The organism is Marivita sp. GX14005 (genome assembly GCF_023370775.1).
Taxonomy (GTDB): domain Bacteria; phylum Pseudomonadota; class Alphaproteobacteria; order Rhodobacterales; family Rhodobacteraceae; genus Marivita.
Genome location: NZ_JAMCCQ010000001.1, coordinates 281,376 through 301,815 on the forward strand (window position 1 = coordinate 281,376; position 20,440 = coordinate 301,815).

The following is a 20,440-nucleotide window of genomic DNA, read 5'->3' on the forward strand; positions in this document are numbered from 1 at the left end:
TGTTTTCCAAATATCTTGGGGGGAATGCCGCGCCCGCGCGGCAGGGGGGCAAAGCCCCCGGTGGCTCGACGCCCGCAGCTATTGCCGCATCAGTTCGGTGCGCTCCCGCCTTCGATCTGAGCCAGGACCATCTCCGCCGCGCGTGACGGGGTTCGGGTTCCGTCTTCAACCTGGCGGCCGAATGCCTCGACAATGCCTCTCATCGGCTCTCGCTCGAGACGGGAGAGAAGGGAATGGCGCAGTTCCGCTTCGAACCAGAAACGCGCCTGCGCCGCGCGGCGGGCCGCGAAATGTCCGTTCACGCGGCGCCAGCGCGCAAGCGCCTGGATTTCCTCCCAAGCCGTCTCGAGCCCCTTATCCTCGAGCGCAGAGACCAGCAGTGCCTTGGGAAAGCCATCCGGGTCCTGCGGCCGTTTGCGCAGCAGCCGAAGCGCGCCGGAATAATCCGCGCGAGTGCGGGTGGCGGCGGGTTCGAGATCGCCATCGGCCTTGTTGACGAGAATGATATCGGCCATTTCCATGATGCCGCGTTTGACGCCCTGCAATTCGTCGCCACCCGCGGGGGCCAAGAGGAGCAGGAACAGGTCGGACATCTCGGCCACCACGGTTTCCGACTGACCCACGCCGACAGTTTCGATCAGCACCACGTCGAACCCCGCCGCCTCGCACAGATCGATCGCCTCTCGCGTGCGGCGTGCGACGCCGCCGAGATGCGATTGCGAGGGCGAGGAGCGGATGAAGGCGTTCGGATCGCGGGCTAGGCGCTCCATCCGGGTCTTGTCACCGAGGATCGAGCCGCCAGAGCGCGCCGAACTGGGATCGACCGCGAGAACGGCCACCTTGAGCCCGTGCCCCGTCAGCATGCAGCCGAATGCCTCGATGAAGGTCGATTTGCCGACGCCGGGCGTGCCGGAGAGGCCGATTCGCAGCGCCTCGCGCCCATGGCCGCGCAAGCGGTCGAGCAATTGCGCTGCATGGGTGCGGTGATCCTCGCGCCGGCTTTCGATCAGCGTGATCGCCCGCGCCAGCGCGCGCCGTTCCCCGGCAAGGATACGGGGTGCCAGATCGTCGATATCCATGCGCGCGCTCCGTCTTGATCCGGGCGCAGATGTGGCATGGGCCGGGCGTGCAAGTAAAGCCGTCAGCGCAGCACGTGCACCGCGCATTTGGCGTGGCGCACCACCTGCGTCGCGGTCGAGCCGAGCAGCAGCGTCTGCATGTCCGGCCGGTGCGAGGCGATGACGATCAGATCGGCGCCGGTTTGCTCGGCATGGTCGAGGATCGATCGGCCGGAATGGCCGTCGACGACTTTGCCGGAAACGCCGGCGCCCGCGCTTGCCGCAAGCCGGTTCATTTCGATCTCGATCTCTTCGCGGGTTTCGGACATCACGTCGGCAGAAATATAGCTCATCGCGTAGGTGGGAACCGCCTCGACCACGTGCAGCAGCGTGATGGATGCGCCGTCCGAGGCGAGCCGTCTGGCAACCGATATGGCATGGCCGATCCGGCCGTTTTCATTGTCGAGCGCGACCGGGACGAGGATGGTGTCGTACATGGCGGATCCTTTCACGATAGACCGCACTCTAGCATATCCCGTAAAACCCCGCCTTGATCCGCATCAGGGCACGTTCGGCTCGCCCTGCAAGCCGAGCAGTTTGCGAAAGCCTGTCCAGTATCCCGGAAGACGCGGCGGCTCGTGCAGTTTCGGCAGCGCCTCCTCGGCCCAGCGCGCCATGCGGCGGGATGCGAAATCGCGCCCCCAGTCGAGATAGGCCTGCGCATCATCGGGACGCAGCCGACACGCGGAGCCGACAAGGCCGACAAGCGTTTCGGGGGGCGAATACCATTCATCCTGGATCGCGGTGACACGGGCGCGCATCAAGGGGCCGATCCAGCGCATCACCGCTTTGTCCGAGAAGAGCAGCAGCAGCCTACCCATCTCTTCACGGCTGTAGTGGATCAGGGGCGGGAACGTGTCGAAAAACAGCGCCTTTCCATCGAGATAGGCAAAGTTTCGGATGGACGGATGAAAGCCGATGCGCGTCGCGGATCGATCAGCATTGTTCCAGAAGGTGGCGATTACGTCGCCGGCGGCCTCCATCATCTTGAGCGTTTCTTCACGATCGGCCGATAGCATCTGCGGACGCATCATCGAATCGGACGGCAGCGCGCGCTGCACGATGACGGGAATACGTGCATTATCGACAGGAAGGAGGTGAAATTCCGTTTCGGGAAGGGCGACACCAGCCGCGTTCAGCGCGGCGACATAATCGTCATGGCAGCGCGCCAGCCGGTCCAGCGCGGCATCGTCCTTGAGCCCACGATAGACCTTGATCACCTTCTCGGAAAAGGGGCCAGTGGCGGGGCGGAAGGGCGCGCAGAAATAGCCGAGCCTTGACAGCGGCTCTCCGCGCGCGCGGCTGTCGGCGCGGATCAGCGCGGCGAGGTCATCGAGGTCAGTCATGTCAGGCTCCGGTCGGTATGGCCCGGCGGGTTTAGCCGTTTGCCAGCACCTGCGCCACCTCTGCGGTGAGCGCGTCGACCTCGGACTGTGCCGGCGTCTTGCGGGCTTCGGCCGCGCCGCGCCCCTGTCCCAGCGCCTCGGCATAGATCACGCGGTTGGCCAATGTCGCCCCTGCGATGCGCGCGTTCAGGGACTCGGCCGCGGCGGCCACCTCCGCGCCAAGCCGCGTGTTCGCCCGTGCACGGTTGAGCACGACAAGCGCATCCTTGTCCTCACGCCGGGCCAGATCGAGCACGCCTTCCGTCGCCCAGAGATCGACATGGCTCACACTGACCGGAACAACCACGAGATCGGCCACGCGAAGTGCCGGGCGCAAATCGCTATCGGCCTTGGGCGGCGTATCTATGATGACGATGTCATGGGTGCCGGACAGTTTGCGCACCTCATAGGTGATCCCCCAGGCGGAGGATGTCGCGAATTCGAGGTTCTCGCACGGCCCGCTCCCGGTCTCGATCCGCGTCATGAACCAGCGGCCCAGGCTGCCTTGCGGATCGATATCGACAAGCGCCACGCTCTTGCCCTGCCGCAGGAACCCGGTGGCGAGGTTGGCCGAAACGGTGGTCTTGCCAGAGCCGCCCTTCTGCTGCGCGACGGTGATGACATGTCCGGCCATGCTGGTCTCCCTGCGATTCGCGCCGAGCCTACAGCGTTATCTCGCAGGTGCAGCATAAAAATTGCCGCGGCGGAAGATTGTGCCTTGCCGGCACCATGCGTCAGGCAGCGAGTTCGGGCAGTTCCAGAATCTGCACCCCGGCAATGCGCCATGCGCCATCGATCCGCTCCATCCGGTAGTCGAGATAATGAATCGCGCCATCCGCGCTCTCGATCACCACCATTTGATGCAATACGCCTACCTTTTCGCGCAGCGCGCCGAAACGCAGCGTTTGCGGCCGCCAGACCATCGGATAGCCGCGCCGGACCATATCGCCGAACGTCTCGGACGTGCCGAAAAGACGCTGGATGTTCGGCGCGGCAAATGTGAAGGCCCGCGCGAAGTCGTCTTCGAGAAAAGCATCGATCTGACTTCGGATCACTCCTTCGATCTGCCGCTCCGGTGCCAGCGCATCCTGCGCGGACGGCGCGCCGGCCAGGGCCGCGCTCAAGAATACTGCCGTGATGAAATTGCGCATGGCGATCCTCCCCGGACACAAGCTAGGGCAAGGGCCGGCGCAGGCAAAATTTCAGAGCAAATCGCCGGTCAGCGCCTTTTCGATCAGATCGACGGTTTCCGACACGCCGTAAAGTGCGATGAAGCCACCGAAACGCGGTCCTTGGCTTTGGCCGAGCAGAACCTCGTAGAGCGCCTTGAACCAGTTGCGCAGCGGCTCGAACCCGTGGTCCTTGCCGACCGCAAAGACCAGCGTTTGCAGCGCCTCGTCCTCCACGGGCCCGTCATAGCCGCGCAGCCGCTCGGCCAGATCGGCCATCGCGGCGCGTTCACTTTCATCCGGTGCGCGATAGGTTTTCGCCGGTTTGACGAAATCCTGATAGTAACGCACCGCAAAGCCAGCCGCCTGATCGAGGTCGGGATGCGTCTCGGGCGTGGCACCGGGCGCATAGCGCCGGATGAAGCCCCAAAGCGCCTCCTTGTCCTCGGCCCCCGAGGCGGAAGCGAGGTTGAGCAGCATCGAGAACGGCACGACCATATGCGAAGCGGGCACATCGCCAGAATGGATATGGTAGACCGGGTTGTTGACCTGCGCGGCGACATCCTGCGCGGGATAGGCGCGCAGTTGCTGGTGGTATTCATCCACCGCCTTCGGGATCACGTCGAAATGCATCCGCTTCGCCGTCTTGGGCTTTTGATACATAAAATAGGACAGCGATTCGGTGCTGGCATAGGTCAGCCATTCGTCGATCGTCAGCCCGTTGCCCTTTGACTTGGAGATCTTCTGCCCCTGCTCATCGAGGAAGAGCTCATAGGTAAAGATCTCGGGCGGGCGGCCGCCGAGGATCGAGCAGATCTTGGTATAGATCGGCGTATTGGGCGCGTGTTCCTTGCCGTAAGGTTCCCAATCGACGCCAAGCGCCGCCCAGCGCGCGCCGAAATCGGGCTTCCATTGCAGCTTTACGTTGCCGCCGGTGACGGGCAACGTCCATTCGCGCCCGTCCTCGTCATCGAAGGTGACGGTGCCGTCCCTTGCATCGACATGGCGGATCGGCACGTAAAGCACGCGGCCCGTTTCGGGATGGATCGGCAGGAAGATCGAATAGGTCTGCTGACGCTCCTCGCGCAGGCTTTTCAACATCACCGCCATCAGATCGTCATAGCGTTCGGCGGCGCGCAAAAGCGTTTCGTCGAAGCGGCCGGAGCGGTAGAAATCGCGCGCCGAGATGAACTCGTAGTCGAACCCGAACGTGTCGAGGAACCGCCGCAGCATGGCGTTGTTGTGATCGCCGAAACTGTCGTATTCGCCGAACGGGTCGGGCACGCTGGTCAGCGGCTTGTGCAGATGTTCGGCCAGCATGTCGCGGTCGGGCACGTTGTCCGGCACCTTGCGCATCCCGTCGAGATCGTCGGAAAAGCTGATGAGCTTGGTCGGAATGTCCGAGATCGCTTCGAAGGCACGGCGCACCATCGTGGTGCGCAGCACTTCGCCAAAGGTGCCGATATGCGGCAAGCCGCTGGGGCCATAGCCCGTTTCGAAGAGCACATAGCCCTTTTCGGGCGGTCCGGCCTCGTAGCGTTTGAGCAGCCGGCGCGCCTCTTCAAAGGGCCACGCCTTTGAGGACATTGCAGCTTCGCGCAGGTCGGACATTTGCTCTCACACTCCAAAAGGCTGCGCGGGGATCGCGCTCGCGTCGAATGCCACTCCCTATTGCGGCGGGCAGGTCTGGTCAATAAGTTGGCGCAACCTGCCCGCAATCCGGAAAGACCGCCCGTGCAAGATACCGATCCCCATCCGCTCAGCCCGCAAGACTGCCTCGTTGCCCTCATGATCGCGATTTCCGCATCTGATGAGCGGATTCGCACGGCCGAGCTGGTCAAGATCAATTCCGCCGTGAACAATCTTCCGGTCTTTGCCGAGTATGACGAAACCCGCATCCCCGAGATGTCAGCGCTCGTGTTCGATCTGTTCGAACAGGAGGATGGGCTGGATGCGCTGTTCGGCCTCATCCGCGACAACCTGCCCGAACGGCTTTTCGAGACCGCCTATGCGCTGGCCTGCGATGTGGCCGCTGCCGATGGCACGCTGCGCGAGGCGGAGCTGCGCCTGCTGGAGGAGATGCGCTACGAGCTCAATATCGACCGGCTGCACGCCGCCGCCATCGAACGCGGCGCGCGCGCGCGGCATGTGCGGATGTGATCAGCCGTCGCGCCGCGGCGGGATCGAATAGGTCAGCGTCGCGCGCGCCACGGGATCGGGCTTGCCGTCCGAATAGAGCAGAACATCCGTCACGCTGAGGTTGCGCCCCAGCTTGAGAAGCCTCGCATGGGCCAGAACATCGACGCCCGCTTCCGGCTTGCGCATGAAATCGATGGAACAGTTCGTCGTCACGGCGAGCGCCTCGCGCCCGATCCGCGCCATTGTCGCGACATAGGCCGCCACATCCGCCAGCCCGAACATCGCCGGACCCGACACGGTGCCGCCGGGGCGCAGATGCTCTTCGGTGGTGCGCAGGCGCATTACCAGAAGGTCCTCGTCGAGTCTGTCGATCGTGAACATGCCTTCGATCTGGGGAAACACCTCCCCGAGGAACTCCATCATTTCATCGCGTTCCAGTTTAAGCGCCATGCTTTCCTCCTGCCCGATCCGCCGCTAGAGTTGCGCCAAGCCGTTGGGAGGACAAGATGAAACTTCTGGAACGTCACGACAGCGGCGCGGTGTGCCATCTGCGCCTGAACGCGCCGGACCGGCTCAACGCGCTGTCCGATGACATGCTGGCCGCGCTTCAGGGACAGATCGACGCGCTCGGTCAGGATACCGCCATTCGCTGCGTCGTGATCTCGGGAGCGGGCAAGGCGTTTTGCGCGGGCCATGACCTCAAGGAAATGACCGCGGGGCGGCAGGCGGAGGACGGGGGCAAAGCCTATTTCGCCGATCTCTTCGACCGCTGCGCGAAGGTGATGCTCGGCCTGCAACGCCTGCCTCAACCGGTGATCGCGCAGGTCCACGGGATCGCCACCGCAGCCGGCTGCCAGCTTGCCGCTTCCTGCGACATGGCGGTCGCGGCCGAGGGCACGCGGTTCGGTGTGAACGGGGTGAATATCGGACTCTTTTGCTCGACCCCGATGGTCGCGCTCACCCGGAACATCCCGCGCAAGCAGGCGTTCGAAATGCTGGTCACGGGCCAATTCATCGATGCCGAGCGCGCCGAGGTGCTAGGGCTTGTGAACAAGGTCGTGCCCGAGGCCGATCTTGCAGCCGAAACCGCCGAGCTGGCGGATCTGGTGGCAGGCAAGCTCGGCTCTGCTGTGCGTATGGGCAAGGCCGCGTTCTACGAACAGGCGCAGCTGAGCGACGAGGACGCCTATGCCTATGCCGGCGACGTGATGGTGCAGAACATGCTGTCGCGCGACACGGAGGAAGGGATCGGCGCGTTTCTCGAAAAGCGCCCTCACGAATGGTCGCAATAAAAGCATGGACCGGGCTGCCGGTCCGGGCCGGCATGACGGTCGGACTGCTCGGCGGCTCGTTCGATCCGGCGCATGAGGGCCATCTGCAGATCAGCCGCGTGGCGCTCAAGCGCTTTGCGCTCGACCGTGTTGTCTGGCTGGTCTCGCCCGGCAATCCGCTCAAGGCACGCGGACCGGCCGCCCTGGTCAAACGGATCGCCCATGCCCGCGCGCTCGTTACCGATCCCCGCATCATCGTCAGCGATGTCGAAGCGCGCATTGGCACGCGCTATACCGCCGCCACGCTCGATGCGCTGCGCGCCGCGCATCCGGGCGTGCGGTTCGTCTGGCTGATGGGGGCGGACAACCTTCAGCAATTCCACCTCTGGGACCGCTGGCAGGACATCCTGCGCGCCGTTCCGCTCGGCGTTCTGGCGCGGCCCGGCTGGCGGCAATCGGCGCTCCATTCGCGCACCGCGCGCCAGTATCGCCAGCACATGCTGCCCGCCACCGCATCGCAGCTTTTGCCGATGCACGTCCCGCCCGTCTGGTGCTTCGTCAACATGCCGATGACAGCCCAGAGCTCGACCGCGATCCGCGCGCGCGGCGATTGGAGGGAATAGCCGCACCGATCACCAAAGCGTGTCCTTGTAAGCGCGTCGATCCTCGGGATAGATCACCCCTATGACAGACCGGATCTCACGCCGCGCGGTGCTCGGCGCCCTTGTGGCAAGCGGACTCGCACCTTCGGCCTTCGCGCAATCCGCCCTCGCGCCGCAAAACTCCCTGCGTCCCTCCGCGCGGGCGGATGAGCTGCTCAAATCATACCAGCCGCCGCTTTCCAAGCTGATCGCCAGGACCGATCTGCCCGGACAGATCAGCGTGCAAGTGGCCGACGTCAAGACCGGGTTGGTGCTGGAATCGCACAACCCGCTCCGCGCCCTGCCCCCCGCCAGCGTCGCCAAGGCGCTGACGGCCTGCTACGCGCTCGATACGCTTGGCGCCGATCATCGCTTCGAAACGCGGCTTCTGGCAAGCGGGCCAATAAAGGACGGCAAGCTGGAGGGCGATCTGATCCTCGCCGGCGGGGGCGATCCGACGCTGGATACCGATGCGCTCGCCGCGCTGGCGGGCGACCTGCGCGACAAGGCGGGCATTGCCGAAGTCACCGGGCGGTTTCGCATCTGGGATCTCGCCCTGCCGCGCCTCACCGGCATCGATTCCGAGCAGCCCGACCAGGTCGGCTACAATCCCGGCCTGTCGGGGCTGAACCTCAATTACAACCGTGTCCATTTCGAATGGGTGCGCAACGGCGACGATTACAAGATCAGCATGGAGGCGCCATCGGCCACGCTGCGCCCCGCCGTAAGGTCGGCGCGCATGCAGGTCGCGCCGCGCAAATATCCGATCTACACCTATGCCGACGAAGGAACCTACGACAATTGGACGGTGGCGCGCGGCGCGCTCGGGCAGAAAGGCGCGCGCTGGCTGCCGGTCCGCAAACCCGCGCTCTATACCGCCGAGGTATTCCAGACACTCGCGCGCTCGAACGGGATCGTCCTGCCCGCCCCCGAACGGATCGAGGCACTGCCGGCCGGCACGACCGAACTTGCCGCGCATCGAAGCGCCCCGCTGACGACGATCCTGCGCGACATGCTGAAATACTCGACCAACCTCACCGCCGAATGTGTCGGGCTGACCGCCACGGCGGCGCGGCAGGGGCGTGCCACCTCGCTCAAGGCATCGGCGGAGGCGATGAACGATTGGGCGCGCGACACGCTCGGCATGCGCCACCCCGCGCTCGAGGATCATTCCGGGCTCGGCGATGACAGCCGGATCTCTTCGCGCGATATGGTCACCGCACTCATCACCGCCCGCAAGAGTCTGCAGATCAAGCCGCTGCTCAAGGCGCACCGTCTGCGCGACGATGCCCCTTCCATGTCGGTTCACGCCAAGACCGGCACGCTGAACTTCGTCAGCGGGCTCGGCGGGTTCATTGATCTGCCCGATGGCACCGAACTGGCCTTCGCCTTCTTCTCGGCCGATCTGCCACGCCGCGATGCGCTCAGCCGCGAGGAACGCGAAAGACCGCCGGGCGGCAAGCACTACAGCGCAAGATCGCGCAACCTGCAGCAGCGGCTTCTGGCGCGCTGGGGCATCCTTTACAACGGCTGAATCCGCGCGGGGCACCTGATTCACGTCGCTCCGGGCGGGATAAGTGACTGATTTTCCAAGGTGGCACAGAATAAACTGTCGCCTGATCCCGAAACGGCGGCTAACCTGCCGCGAACGACTCACTGATTTCGAAAATCCCATGGACCTCGATATCCAGCTCGATTTTGCCCAGACCGAACCCGACCGGGTCGAGATGACGGATATTCTGACGGAATATTTCACCCAGATCCGCGAACGCCTGATGGCCAGCGGAGGGCCGCGTTTTTCGATCTCCGACTATGTCCAGACGGCACTCGATGAGATGGACAGCTTCCTGCCTCCGCGCGGCGCGACGGTGCTGGCGCGCGACAGTTCGGGCTTCCTGCTAGGCTGCGCCTTCGTGCGCATGATCGACGCCGAACGCGCCGAGCTGCGGCGGCTCTATGTGCGGGACCTCGCGCGCGGGCTGGGGCTTGGCCGCAGGCTGATCGAAATGCGCATAGACAAGGCGCGAGAGATGGGTGCGACAACCGTCTATTCCGACGCGGTGCGCGACAACAGCGCGATCCTTTCCCTTTACGATCGCCTCGGCTTCACAGACTCGGAGCGTTACGAGAGCAGCACCATTCCCCCCGCCCTGACCCCGTATCTCGTCTATCGGAAATTGATGCTGCCTGCGGCTGAAACGGGATGAATTTTGTGGGGTAATTTGATACCTTATTTCTAACCAACTGAAATGACTTGCATTATTGCGCGCAGAGCCGCTTGACTGCAGCTTGCGAAAGCTTATAACCCGCCCATCGAAATGACCGGGGCGCGCGTGCCCTGCATCACACTTACTTGTCAGGGGCTTCCCACGATGAAAACCTATTCTGCAAAACCGGCAGATATCGACAAGAAATGGATCCTGATCGACGCTGAAGGCATCGTTCTGGGCCGTCTTGCGTCGATCATCGCCACACGCTTGCGCGGCAAGCACAAGCCGTCCTTCACGCCGCACATGGACATGGGTGACAACGTCATCGTCATCAATGCCGACAAGGTGCAGCTCACCGGCAACAAGCGCCAGGAAAACTACTACTGGCATACCGGCTATCCGGGCGGCATCAAATCGCGCACCAAGCAGCAGATCCTTGAAGGCGCGCATCCCGAGCGCGTTGTCCAGAAGGCCGTGCAGCGGATGCTGCCGGGCAACCGTCTGTCGCGCAAGATCATGACGAATCTGCGTGTCTATGCCGGCACCGATCACCCGCACGAGGCGCAAAGCCCCGAAGTGCTGGATGTGAAATCCCTCAACTCCAAGAACACGCGGACGGCGAAATAATGGCTGAGCAACTCAATTCTCTCGAAGAGCTGAACACCGCCGCCGGCCTCGACGCCGCGCCGGAAGCAGTGGAAACGCCGCGCGAGCCGCAGCGGGACGATCTGGGCCGGGCCTACGCAACCGGCAAGCGCAAGGATGCGGTCGCCCGCGTCTGGATCAAGCCGGGCTCCGGCAAGGTCACCGTGAACGGCAAGGAGCAGAAGGTCTACTTCGCCCGCCCCGTTCTGCAGATGATCCTCCGCCAGCCCTTCACCATCTCCGGCACCGAGGACCAGTTCGACGTCGTCGCGACAGTCAAGGGCGGTGGCCTTTCCGGTCAGGCCGGTGCGGTCAAGCACGGCATTTCCAAGGCGCTGCAGCTTTACGATCCGTCGCTGCGCTCGTCGCTCAAGGCCGCCGGTTTCCTGACCCGCGACAGCCGCGTCGTGGAACGCAAGAAATACGGCAAGCGCAAGGCGCGCCGGAGCTTCCAGTTCTCCAAGCGCTGATCGTTTTGCATCGATCTTTCTCAAGGCCGCCCGGTCCGGGCGGCCTTTTTCATGCGCGGTGATATTTTCGATATTGGTCCCGAACCGCTCCGGCAGTAGCTTGCACGCATGACCGACAAGACCGATCTGGCCGAAGACCGCACAGACTACGCTGAAAACCGCACCGAATGGGCCGAGGATCGAACCGTTCTCGCCAATGAACGCACCTTCGCCGGCTGGATGCGCACCGGCATGGCGTCGGTCGCCATCGCGCTTGGCCTGAAAGCGCTGTTCGGCCCATATGAGCCGACCTGGGTGCCGAAGGCCGTTGCGACCGTCTTCATTGTCGCAGCGCTGTTGATCTATGTCTCGGCATGGCGACAAGCCAATCGGACGCGGGAATCGCTCAGCACACATGATGCGAACGGGCAATCCCGCCACCATATCACCGTGATTACGGTCGTTTTCAGCTTGGGCACCGTGGCGACGGGGATCATTCTTTGGTTGTTGTGAATCCTCCCCCGGATCAGGTAGCCTGAGCGACAAGCCGAGGAAAGAACATCCATGTCCGACACCGCCTATCAGGTGCTTGCCCGCAAGTATCGCCCCGAGACCTTTGCCGATCTCGTCGGTCAGGAAGCGATGGTGCGCACGCTGAAAAACGCTTTTGCCGCCGACCGGATCGCGCAGGCTTTCATCATGACGGGCATCCGCGGCATCGGCAAAACGACAACCGCGCGGATCATCGCCAAGGGGCTGAACTGCATCGGCCCCGACGGCACCGGCGGGCCGACGACGCAGCCTTGCGGCGTTTGCGAGCATTGCACCGCGATCATGGAGGGCCGCCATGTCGATGTGATGGAGATGGATGCCGCCAGCCGCACGGGCGTTGGCGACATTCGCGAAATCATCGATTCGGTGCATTACCGCGCGGCATCTGCGCGCTACAAGATCTACATTATCGACGAGGTGCACATGCTAAGCACCTCGGCCTTCAACGCGCTTTTGAAAACGCTGGAAGAGCCGCCCGCGCATGTGAAGTTCATCTTCGCCACGACCGAGATCCGCAAGGTTCCGGTGACGGTCCTGTCGCGCTGCCAACGCTTCGATCTGCGGCGGATCGAGCCGGAGGAGATGATCGCCCTTTTGCGCCGCATCGCGACCGCCGAAAACGCCGAGATCACCGATGATGCGCTCGCGCTCATCACGCGCGCGGCAGAGGGTTCCGCGCGCGATGCGACCTCGCTTCTGGATCAGGCGATCAGCCACGGCGCCGGAGAGACGGGCGCGGAGCAAGTGCGCGCGATGCTTGGGCTGGCGGACCGGGGCCGCGTGCTCGACCTCTTCGACATGGTGATGAAGGGAGATGCCGCCGCTGCGCTGACCGAGCTTTCGGCACAATATGCCGAAGGTGCCGATCCGATGGCCGTGCTGCGCGATCTGGCCGAGATCACCCATTGGATTTCCGTCGTCAAGATCACGCCCGAGGCCGCCGAAGACCCGACCATCGGCCCCGACGAGCGCCAGCGCGGTCAGGAACTGGCGGAGGCTCTGGGAATGCGCCCGCTCACCCGGCTATGGCAGATGTTGCTCAAGGCGCTGGACGAGGTGGCGCAGGCGCCCAACGCGATGATGGCCGCCGAGATGGCGATCATCCGCATGACGCATGTCTCCGAATTGCCAAGCCCTGAGGAATTGCTGCGCAAGTTGCAGGACGCGCCGCCCCCACCCCCCCAGGGCGGCGGCATGGTGCAGAGCACGGCGCGCGCAACGCACAGCGCGCAGGGCGCGCCGGCCCCGACCCACGCGCCCTCCTCCGGCCCTCACGCCTCCCATGGCGGCGCGGCTCTGGCCATCGCCACCGATCAGGCGCTCGCGCGATACCCGAGTTTCGAACATGTGGTCGAACTGATCCGCGCCAACCGCGATGTGAAGCTGCTGGTGGAGGTCGAAAGCTGCGTGCGCCTTGCCGCCTATCAGCCGGGACGCATCGAATTTACCCCGACAGACAAGGCCCCCGCCGATCTGGCGCAGCGTCTCGGAACGAGCCTGCAACGCTGGACCGGCAATCGCTGGGGCGTCACGCTCGTCAACGGATCGGACGCTCCGACGATCGTCGAGACCCGTGACGCCGCCGAACTGGCGATCAAGGCCGAGGCGGCTGAACATCCGCTGGTCAAGGCGGTTCTCGACGCTTTCCCCGGTGCGCGGATCGAGGAAGTGCGCACGCCCGACCAACTCGCCGCCGAAGCCGAGATCGAGGCGCTGCCCGAGGTCGAGGACGAATGGGATCCGTTCGAGGAAGATTGACGGCGCCGCGTGTTGAACGGCGCAGGCGTCACAATATGTAGAAGACAGTTTTTCAAACGCGCCGCTGGCGCCGACAATCGGAGAGACAGATGTTCAAGGGTTTGGGCCAGATGGGCGACATGGCCAAGATGATGAAGGCCGCGCAGGAAATGCAGGGTAAGATGGCCCAACTGCAAGAAGACATGGCGAACATGACCGTCACCGGGGAATCCGGCGCGGGGCTCGTCAAGGCGACAGCGACGGCCAAGGGCGAATTGACCGGACTCGATATCGATCCGTCGATCTTCAACGGCGACGACAAGGAAGTGGTCGAGGATCTCATCCTCGCCGCCATCAAGGACGCCCAGCACCGCGCGCAGGAGAAATCCCAAGAGGAAATGAGCAAGTTGACCGAAGGGCTTGGCTTGCCGCCCGGTATGAATCTGCCGTTTTGACGGCCATGTTGCCCCCGCACGGCTGCGCCGGTTCGTGATGCGCGACGATAGCGACATAGAAACCCTCATCGCCATGATGGCGCGATTGCCCGGGCTTGGCCCCCGTTCGGCGCGGCGCGCGGTGCTGCACATGATCCGCAAGCGCGGGGTGCTGCTGTCGCCGCTGGCAGAAACGATGACGCGCGTGGCGCAGGACGCGCGCGAATGTCTGAACTGCGGCAATGTGGGCACGCAGGACATTTGCGACATCTGCCGCGACAATCGGCGCAATATCGGCGTGATCTGCGTTGTCGAAGGGGTGGCCGATCTCTGGGCGCTGGAACGCGCGGGCGTGTTCAAGGGCCGGTATCACGTTCTGGGCGGCACGCTCTCGGCCCTCGATCAGGTTGGGCCGGACGAATTGCGCATCCCCAAGCTGTCCGCGCGCGTCGAAAGCGAGGACGTCACCGAGGTCATCCTCGCGCTCAATGCCACCATCGACGGGCAAACCACCGCGCATTACATCGCCGACGAGCTCGAAGGCCGCGTCCAACTCAGCTCGCTTGCGCAGGGCGTGCCCATCGGCGGCGAGCTCGACTATTTGGACGAAGGCACCATTGGCGCGGCGCTGAGCGCGCGCAAACCGATCTAGAATGAGGCACGGGGCGTCGATATGAGATCCTACTGGATTGCTTTGGTCTGCACGTTGGCTTCGCCTCTCGCCGCGCAGGATGCACCCTCCTTCGATTGCGCCAAGGCGAAAAGCGAGGCCGAACGGCTCGTCTGCTCCGATTCCGAACTGGCCCGTCTCGACCGCCGACTGGCCGAACGCTACAGCGCGGCGCTCGACCGGGTGGGCGAAAAAGAGACCCGGAACCTGCTGCGCGCCTATCAACGCGGTTGGATAAAGGGCCGCGATGCCTGCTGGAAAGCGGACGATGCGCGTGAGTGTGTGCGGCTATCCTACCTTATGCGCGAAAGCGAACTGGTGGCCCGCTGGCAGCTTGAACCAGAGCTTGCCCGCGACACATGGCGCTGCGGAAAGGCGGGCAAGCACGTCACCACCGTCCTTTACGAGACTGACCTTCAGGCACTGCGCTTTGAGATCGATGGCGAGATTTCCACGGCGTCACAGGTCAGAACGGCGTCGGGTATTCGCTATACCGGCGATTTCGGGCGCGAGATCTGGATGAAGGGCGACACCGCGCGCTATCGCGAGGCCGACCCCGATGGCACCGAATACGATTGCACACGGATCGAGGACTGACGCGCCCGTTTGCGTCGACGCAAACGGCTCGATGCGTCAACGCATCGAGCGCCGAAGCTCATCGGTTCAGGACTTGTCGTCCTCTTCGTCGTCATCATCCGGAAGGTTGAAGAAACTGTCGGCATCCGCGTAATCCGCGTCATCCCGGCTGTCCTCATCGTCCGACGAACTGCCCGAAAGGCTGAATGTCTCTAGACCCTCGATGGCCGTCGGCAGGCGCGGTTCGGGATCCATGCCGAGGCTCTGCTCGGTCGACACCAGCTTGCGGCGCTCGTCGTCGCTCATCACCGCTTCCTGTTTCTTGGCCGCCTTGGCCACAGCCGTGTCCAGCTCGGACTGCTTGCACAGCCCCAGCGCGACCGGATCGATCGGCTGGATGTTCTGGATGTTCCAATGCGTGCGCTCGCGGATCGCCTGAATCGTCGGCTTCGTCGTGCCCACCAGCTTGGAGATCTGCCCGTCGCTCAATTCGGGGTGGAACTTGACCAGCCACAGGATCGAGGCCGGCCGGTCCTGCCGTTTCGACAGCGGCGTATAGCGCGGGCCCCGACGCTTTTCCTCGCCTTCCGCCGCAGCGTAATGCTTGAGCTTGAGCCTGTGCAACGGATCGCTTTCGCCCTTTTTGATCTCCTCGGCCTCAAGCTGGTTGTTGGCGATCGGATCGAATCCCTTCACGCCCGTCGCGACATCGCCATCGGCGATGCCCTGCACTTCCAGCTCGTGCATGCCGGTGAAATCGGCGATCTGCTTGAATGTGAGCGTCGTGTTGTCCACCAGCCAGACGGCGGTGGCCTTGGCCATGATCGGTTTACCCATCTCGCGTCTCCTTGCGCAAAGCTTGTTCGGTCTCCCGGAGCGGTCCGGGAGGTCCCGGATCAGGCCGGGACGGTTTCCATTGTCAGGGAACTTGGCGGCCTTATAGTCGCGCCAAAGCGAAGAGGAAAGAGAAAATGCGGGCAGTTTTGGCAGTCCTGGCGGTGATCGCGTGGATGGAGCCGCTCTCCGCCAGGGGCGACCGGGCGGAAGGGTTCGACTATTTCGTGCTCTCGCTCAGCTGGTCACCCACATGGTGCGCGCTGGAAGGCGCGGCGCGCGGGGCACCGCAATGCGATGAAACGGCCGATTTGGGATGGATCCTGCACGGGCTCTGGCCGCAATTCCATCGCGGCTGGCCGTCCTATTGCCGAACCGACGCGCGCGCGCCATCGCGCGCCATGACCGCCGGCATGGCCGACATCATGGGCAGCCCGGGCCTTGCATGGCATCAATGGAAGAAGCACGGCGTCTGCGCAGGTGTGCCGGCACAAACGTATTTCGATTTGGCCCGGCGGGCCTTCGAAGCGGTCGCGCGGCCCGAGGCGTTTCGGCGTCTCGACAGGGCCGTGACCCTGCCTGCCGCGGTGGTGGAAGAGGCCTTCCTCAACGCCAATCCGCAGCTCGATCCGGACATGATTACCGTCACATGCAAGAATGGCCGTATCGAGGAAGCGCGCATCTGCCTGTCGAAATCGCTCAATCCGGTGCGCTGCGGCGACGATGTCATTCGCGACTGCCGCAAGAACGACGCCCTGATGGCGCCGATCCCCTAGCGCGGCGAGCGTTTCAGCGACCAGCCGCCCGGCAGATCGCCATGCGCGGCTTTGGGCGACGCGAGGCGTGACAACGCCGTTTCCGTGCCCTTCATCATTTGCCCCAGTCCCGGCGTCTTGCGAATCTGTGCCTTCAGCTTCTCGATCTGCATCACATCGTCGATACGCCGATCCAGAAACTCCCATGTTGCGCGGTGATCCGGCGAATCGTCACCTAGCCAATAAAGCACCGTGGCCGAATAGACGCCCGACAGGGTCGCGCGTTTGGTATACCAGTTGATATCGTCCGAATTGTCCCCCAGCGCCGTCCAGATGCGATCGGCAGTATTCCAGACCAGCCGTGCGCCTTCCGCAGAATGCGGCGGGCGGGCAAAAAGGGTCATGCCGCGCCGAACGGCCTCCTTGTCCTCCACCGCTTCGAGCCTGAGCCGAACCGCGAGCGCGACCTTGTCGCGGAAACGCATCGCCGACAGGTCCCGCTCCTTGAGCGCACGGGCCATCGCATCGTCGCCGCGCCGGTGAAAGGCCGCCGCCATATCAACGGCACCGCGCGGAAAGAGCCCGCGCGCGACGGCGGGTGAAATATCCGTGTCCGAGATGGCCGCCTCGAACGCCGTCTGCGACCAGCCGTCGAACGGCACATGCGCCAGGATCGCATCGAGAAGCCGCGTCGCCGTGTCATTCTCTATCGTTGCCATGAAGCCCTCCGTTTCGGGTGCCGCTGTGCGCCTTAACCTAGGGCGCGACCCGCGCAAGCGCCAGCCCATACCAGCGGCAAGGCGCGGGCGCACCGGCAAGCAAACGCGCCCCGACCTATTGCGTTCCGGCGAAGACTTGGGGCAAGAGCATGAAAAAATCTGCCACAACCGATTGCGAGCCATCCCGTGACCCGACCGTCTTTCGATATGGTGTTCCTCTATCTCGGCGCGGCCATCCTGGTCTCCGCCTTCGTGGTCTCGTCAATCTCGAAGGAGGCGTTCTTCACGTGGTTCGGTGCCGAGGATTCGCTTATCGAGAATTTCACGGCCATCGGCCTCGCTTGCGCGGGCGCGGTTCTGATCGCCCGGATCCTGCGCGACCGCCGGCATGTCACAGGCGCCGTCCTCGCGCTCGGACTGCTATACGGGCTCGCCTATATCTGGGCCGCCGGGGAGGAAATCTCCTGGGGCCAGCGCATTCTGGGCTTCGACAGCCCGGAGTATTTCCAGCAGAACAATGACCAGCAGGAATTCACCTTCCATAATCTCACCATTGGCGACGTGCGGCTTGACGAATCGCTTTTCGGCCCCGTGCTCTCCACGATCATCCTGAGCTATCTTTTGCTTCTACCGCTTCTCTGGCTCAATCTCGATTGGGTCCGCCGCCTGACCCGTGCAATGGTGATCCCTGTTCCGCAACTGCATCACGCCGGCTTCGCGCTCTTCGTGACCGCAGCGATCCCGTTTCTCGAAGAGAGTCGACGCTGGGAGGTCTATGAGTGCATCTTTGCCCTGTTGTCGATGGCGATCTTCCTCTATCCCGCCAATCCGTTGCATCAAAGCGCGGACAAGGCGTGATCGCCGGCTGGACAAATCGGGAAACCTCTGCTAGAAGGCGCCTTCCTGCAAATCCTTGCAAATCCAACTTAGAAAGGTGGTGAAAACCACATGCAGGTTAGTGTTCGTGACAATAACGTCGATCAGGCGCTCCGCGCTCTGAAGAAAAAGCTGCAACGTGAAGGCGTTTTCCGTGAGATGAAGCTGCGTCAGCACTTCGAGAAACCCTCGGAAAAGAAAGCCCGCGAGAAAGCCGAAGCGATCCGCCGCGCGCGCAAACTGGCGCGCAAGAAGGCACAGCGCGAAGGTTTGCTCTAAGCAGCGGCTTCCAGCACTTGTATCGATCGAAACCCCCCGAGGCATCGCCGTTCGGGGGTTTTCTTTTGCCAGCGCCGGCCCTTCCCTTGCCGCGCATGCTCTGCCACGGTGCCGCCGAACACGCAGTTTCGGAGCGCCCCCTTTGCCGACATTCACAACATCCGACGGAATTTCGCTGCATTACACCGATGACGGCAGCGGCCTGCCGCTTCTGTGTCTTGCCGGGCTGACGCGCAACGGCCGTGATTTCGATTTCGTGGCGCCGCATTTGCAGAATGTGCGCCTGATCCGGCTCGACTATCGCGGGCGCGGCAAATCCGAATGGGCCGATCCCGAAACCTACACGATCCCCGTAGAGGCGCGCGATGCCGTCGAACTCCTCGATCATCTCGGCATCGAGAACGCTGCCATCCTGGGAAGCTCGCGCGGCGGTCTGATCGCCATGGTTCTGGCGTCTACCGCCAAGGATCGCCTGCTGGGCGTCGCGCTCAACGATATCGGCCCCGAGATCGCGCCCGAGGGCCTCGCCGCGATCAAGGACTACATCGGCAAGCCGCCCCGCGCCAAAACCCTGGAAGACGCCGCTTCGGCGCGCGCCACGGCGATGGCGGGCTTTCGGAACGTTCCGCATGAACGCTGGTTGCAGGAGGCCGATATCCTCTTCCGCGAAACGCCGGACGGGCTCGATCTGACCTACGACCCGCGCCTGCGCGATGCCGTTCTAAGGGACGGCGCGCAGCCCGCCGCCGATCTCTGGCCCCTGTTCGACGCTCTTGCCGGGCTGCCGCTTGCAACGATTCGCGGCGAAAACTCCGATCTTCTGACCGAGGGCACATTCAACAAGATGAAAGACAGGCGTCCGGACATGATCGCCGCGACCGTGCCGGATCGCGGTCACATTCCCTTCCTCGATGAGCCCGAAAGCCTGAACGCGCTGCGCCGCTGGCTCGACATGCTGCGCTGAGCCATGGATATCGCCCGCATCCGCGCCGCCGCGCGCCGTCTGAATGGCCATACGCGCCGCACGCCGCTCCTGTTCTCCCCCTTCCTCGACGATCTGGCGGGGCGGCGCATCCTCGTCAAACCCGAATGTCTTCAGCATACCGGCAGCTTCAAATACCGCGGCGCGCGGGCCGCTCTATCGGCGCTCGCGCCAGAGCAAAGGGCGCGCGGCGTGATCGCCTTTTCCTCAGGCAATCATGCGCAGGGCGTCGCGCTCGCCGCCCGGCAATTCGGCGCGCCTTCGGTGATCGTAATGCCAAGTGACGCGCCGCGCCTCAAAATCGACAACACCCGCGCGCTCGGCGCCGAGCTTGTTCTATACGACCGCGCCGCCGAGGATCGCGACGCCATCGGAGACAGCCTCGCGAAAGATCGCGGCCTGACCCTGATCAGACCCTTCGACGAGCCGGAGGTGATCGCGGGGCAAGGCACCTGCGGTCTCGAAATCGCCGCGCAGGCTGCCGAACTCGGCATCACCCGCGCCGAAGTCGTCACCTGCTGCGGCGGTGGCGGCCTGACCTCGGGCATCGCGCTCGCGCTAGAAGCGGACGCGCCGGACATGCGCGTTCGCCCCGCCGAGCCCGAAGGCTTCGACGATACCGCCCGCTCCCTCGCTGCAGGCAGCATTCGGTGCAACAGCCGAAGCTCCGGGCTTTGCGATGCTATCATCACGCCGCAGCCCGGCGCCCTGACCTTTCCGATCATGCAGCGCCTCTGCGGCCCCGGCCTCGTGGTCAGCGACGAAGAGGCGCAGCGCGCCATGGCTGCCGCCTTTTTGCGGCTCAAGCTGGTGGCTGAACCGGGCGGCGCGGTCGCGCTCGCCGCCGCGCTCTATCATGGCGATGCGTTGCAAGAAGACACGGTCATCGTCACGATCTCGGGCGGCAATGTCGATCCCGGCGTGTTCTGCACCGCCATCGAACGCTTCGCGCCGGATAGGAAAACGGTTTGTCCCTGCGAGGTTACGCGGTAAACTGCC

At 63.9% G+C, this 20,440-nt stretch carries 26 protein-coding genes; 17 read left to right on the forward strand and 9 right to left on the reverse strand.

Features of this window, described 5'->3' with window-relative positions; genetic code table 11:
- Nucleotides 1-89: 89 nt before the first annotated feature.
- The 6 genes from meaB to M3465_RS01520 form a co-directional block, all read right to left on the reverse strand.
- Nucleotides 90-1,079 carry a methylmalonyl Co-A mutase-associated GTPase MeaB gene (meaB, locus tag M3465_RS01495; RefSeq protein ID WP_249499929.1) on the reverse strand — a complete coding sequence of 330 codons (990 nt, stop codon included), beginning with the start codon at nt 1,077-1,079 and terminating at the stop codon, nt 90-92.
- A gap of 62 nt (nt 1,080-1,141) precedes the next feature.
- Complete coding sequence (locus tag M3465_RS01500; RefSeq protein WP_249499930.1) at nt 1,142-1,555, reverse strand: universal stress protein; 414 nt, start codon at nt 1,553-1,555, stop codon at nt 1,142-1,144.
- A 63-nt stretch (nt 1,556-1,618) separates the two neighbouring features.
- Nucleotides 1,619-2,464 carry a DUF6206 family protein gene (locus M3465_RS01505; protein ID WP_249499931.1) on the reverse strand — a complete coding sequence of 282 codons (846 nt, stop codon included), beginning with the start codon at nt 2,462-2,464 and terminating at the stop codon, nt 1,619-1,621.
- Nucleotides 2,465-2,495: 31 nt separating this feature from the next.
- Nucleotides 2,496-3,137, reverse strand: coding sequence for a ParA family partition ATPase (gene parA / locus M3465_RS01510; RefSeq protein ID WP_249499932.1), 642 nt, complete (start codon nt 3,135-3,137; stop codon nt 2,496-2,498).
- A 100-nt stretch (nt 3,138-3,237) separates the two neighbouring features.
- Complete coding sequence (locus M3465_RS01515; RefSeq protein ID WP_249499933.1) at nt 3,238-3,654, reverse strand: DUF4864 domain-containing protein; 417 nt, start codon at nt 3,652-3,654, stop codon at nt 3,238-3,240.
- 51 nt (nt 3,655-3,705) lie between these two features.
- Nucleotides 3,706-5,283, reverse strand: coding sequence for a lysine--tRNA ligase (locus M3465_RS01520; RefSeq protein WP_249499934.1), 1,578 nt, complete (start codon nt 5,281-5,283; stop codon nt 3,706-3,708).
- Between the two features lie 177 nt (nt 5,284-5,460).
- Here M3465_RS01520 and M3465_RS01525 point away from each other — a divergent pair, with 177 nt between their 5' ends.
- On the forward strand, nt 5,461-5,832 hold the full coding sequence (locus M3465_RS01525; RefSeq protein WP_283254920.1) for a tellurite resistance TerB family protein: 372 nt from the start codon (nt 5,461-5,463) through the stop codon (nt 5,830-5,832).
- On the opposite strand, the gene M3465_RS01530 is transcribed toward M3465_RS01525, so the two are convergent.
- Complete coding sequence (locus M3465_RS01530) at nt 5,833-6,261, reverse strand: PaaI family thioesterase (protein WP_249499936.1); 429 nt, start codon at nt 6,259-6,261, stop codon at nt 5,833-5,835.
- 56 nt (nt 6,262-6,317) lie between these two features.
- Here M3465_RS01530 and M3465_RS01535 point away from each other — a divergent pair, with 56 nt between their 5' ends.
- From M3465_RS01535 to M3465_RS01585, 11 genes are all read left to right on the forward strand, one after another.
- Nucleotides 6,318-7,103: an enoyl-CoA hydratase gene (locus M3465_RS01535; protein WP_249499938.1), complete on the forward strand. Its 786-nt coding sequence runs from the start codon at nt 6,318-6,320 to the stop codon at nt 7,101-7,103.
- On the forward strand, nt 7,091-7,705 hold the full coding sequence (locus tag M3465_RS01540; RefSeq protein ID WP_249499940.1) for a nicotinate-nucleotide adenylyltransferase: 615 nt from the start codon (nt 7,091-7,093) through the stop codon (nt 7,703-7,705). Before M3465_RS01535 ends, M3465_RS01540 begins: the two co-directional genes overlap by 13 nt.
- Before the next feature lie 61 nt (nt 7,706-7,766).
- On the forward strand, nt 7,767-9,257 hold the full coding sequence (gene dacB / locus M3465_RS01545; RefSeq protein ID WP_249499942.1) for a D-alanyl-D-alanine carboxypeptidase/D-alanyl-D-alanine endopeptidase: 1,491 nt from the start codon (nt 7,767-7,769) through the stop codon (nt 9,255-9,257).
- Between the two features lie 139 nt (nt 9,258-9,396).
- Nucleotides 9,397-9,930: a GNAT family N-acetyltransferase gene (locus M3465_RS01550; RefSeq protein WP_249499943.1), complete on the forward strand. Its 534-nt coding sequence runs from the start codon at nt 9,397-9,399 to the stop codon at nt 9,928-9,930.
- Between the two features lie 165 nt (nt 9,931-10,095).
- Nucleotides 10,096-10,560: a 50S ribosomal protein L13 gene (gene rplM / locus M3465_RS01555; protein ID WP_249499944.1), complete on the forward strand. Its 465-nt coding sequence runs from the start codon at nt 10,096-10,098 to the stop codon at nt 10,558-10,560.
- Complete coding sequence (gene rpsI, locus M3465_RS01560) at nt 10,560-11,048, forward strand: 30S ribosomal protein S9 (protein WP_249499946.1); 489 nt, start codon at nt 10,560-10,562, stop codon at nt 11,046-11,048. Before rplM ends, rpsI begins: the two co-directional genes overlap by 1 nt.
- Before the next feature lie 108 nt (nt 11,049-11,156).
- Nucleotides 11,157-11,540 (forward strand): YidH family protein, encoded by a 384-nt coding sequence (locus M3465_RS01565; protein WP_249499947.1) that lies wholly within the window; start codon nt 11,157-11,159, stop codon nt 11,538-11,540.
- Nucleotides 11,541-11,591: 51 nt separating this feature from the next.
- Complete coding sequence (locus M3465_RS01570) at nt 11,592-13,337, forward strand: DNA polymerase III subunit gamma/tau (protein ID WP_249499949.1); 1,746 nt, start codon at nt 11,592-11,594, stop codon at nt 13,335-13,337.
- 89 nt (nt 13,338-13,426) lie between these two features.
- Nucleotides 13,427-13,771, forward strand: coding sequence for a YbaB/EbfC family nucleoid-associated protein (locus M3465_RS01575; RefSeq protein ID WP_249499951.1), 345 nt, complete (start codon nt 13,427-13,429; stop codon nt 13,769-13,771).
- 37 nt (nt 13,772-13,808) lie between these two features.
- Nucleotides 13,809-14,402, forward strand: a complete 594-nt coding sequence (gene recR / locus M3465_RS01580; protein ID WP_249499952.1) for a recombination mediator RecR — start codon at nt 13,809-13,811, stop codon at nt 14,400-14,402.
- Between the two features lie 21 nt (nt 14,403-14,423).
- On the forward strand, nt 14,424-15,017 hold the full coding sequence (locus tag M3465_RS01585) for an MliC family protein (RefSeq protein WP_249499953.1): 594 nt from the start codon (nt 14,424-14,426) through the stop codon (nt 15,015-15,017).
- A gap of 66 nt (nt 15,018-15,083) precedes the next feature.
- Here M3465_RS01585 and M3465_RS01590 read toward each other — a convergent pair whose 3' ends face one another.
- Entirely contained in the window at nt 15,084-15,833 is a 750-nt protein-coding gene (locus tag M3465_RS01590; RefSeq protein ID WP_249499954.1) for a DUF1013 domain-containing protein, read from the reverse strand.
- Nucleotides 15,834-15,967: 134 nt separating this feature from the next.
- Between M3465_RS01590 and M3465_RS01595 the strand changes: the two genes are divergently transcribed.
- Entirely contained in the window at nt 15,968-16,606 is a 639-nt protein-coding gene (locus M3465_RS01595; RefSeq protein WP_249499955.1) for a ribonuclease T2 family protein, read from the forward strand.
- On the opposite strand, the gene M3465_RS01600 is transcribed toward M3465_RS01595, so the two are convergent.
- Nucleotides 16,603-17,304, reverse strand: a complete 702-nt coding sequence (locus M3465_RS01600; protein WP_249499956.1) for a COQ9 family protein — start codon at nt 17,302-17,304, stop codon at nt 16,603-16,605. The two genes, M3465_RS01595 and M3465_RS01600, sit on opposite strands and share 4 nt — an antisense overlap.
- Before the next feature lie 186 nt (nt 17,305-17,490).
- On the opposite strand from M3465_RS01600, the gene M3465_RS01605 reads away from it, so the two are divergent.
- The 4 genes from M3465_RS01605 (at nt 17,491) to M3465_RS01620 (ending at nt 20,434) form a co-directional block, all read left to right on the forward strand.
- Nucleotides 17,491-18,162 (forward strand): hypothetical protein, encoded by a 672-nt coding sequence (locus M3465_RS01605; protein WP_249499957.1) that lies wholly within the window; start codon nt 17,491-17,493, stop codon nt 18,160-18,162.
- Between the two features lie 90 nt (nt 18,163-18,252).
- Complete coding sequence (gene rpsU, locus M3465_RS01610) at nt 18,253-18,459, forward strand: 30S ribosomal protein S21 (protein WP_007818122.1); 207 nt, start codon at nt 18,253-18,255, stop codon at nt 18,457-18,459.
- 142 nt (nt 18,460-18,601) lie between these two features.
- Nucleotides 18,602-19,423: an alpha/beta fold hydrolase gene (locus tag M3465_RS01615; protein ID WP_249499958.1), complete on the forward strand. Its 822-nt coding sequence runs from the start codon at nt 18,602-18,604 to the stop codon at nt 19,421-19,423.
- Nucleotides 19,424-19,426: 3 nt separating this feature from the next.
- Nucleotides 19,427-20,434 carry a threonine ammonia-lyase gene (locus M3465_RS01620; protein ID WP_249499959.1) on the forward strand — a complete coding sequence of 336 codons (1,008 nt, stop codon included), beginning with the start codon at nt 19,427-19,429 and terminating at the stop codon, nt 20,432-20,434.
- Nucleotides 20,435-20,440: the final 6 nt, after the last annotated feature.